General features: G+C 36.2%; 1 pseudogene. It reads left to right on the top strand.

Features of this window, described 5'->3' with window-relative positions:
* Positions 1-160, top strand: a pseudogene (locus tag ACP3VS_RS24425) (LacI family transcriptional regulator); the annotation flags it as partial.
* Positions 161-276 lie beyond the last annotated feature (116 nt).

The raw sequence follows: 276 nt of genomic DNA, 5'->3' as shown, positions 1-276 counted from the left end.
ACTCTCGACAGTTGATGTGAATATATACCAGCTAGGATATGAAGCTGCAAAAGCTTTAGTTGATAAAGTAGAGAATGCGGAGTCTACTGCAAAGTGTATTATTATTCCGCATAAATTACTGAAGCGTCAAACTTGCGATCATTATGCAACAAAAAGCTAAGAGTTTAACTCTTAGCTTTTTGTTGTAGAAAGGCTTCTAAACGGTCACAGCCTTCTTTTAATGTTTCAATACTATATGCATAAGACAAGCGAAGGTATCCTTCACCATATTCAGAG

It is taken from the genome of Lysinibacillus sp. VIII_CA (assembly GCF_049943995.1).
GTDB lineage: Bacteria > Bacillota > Bacilli > Bacillales_A > Planococcaceae > Lysinibacillus > Lysinibacillus pinottii.
This window is presented reverse-complemented; position numbering and strand designations above follow the sequence as displayed.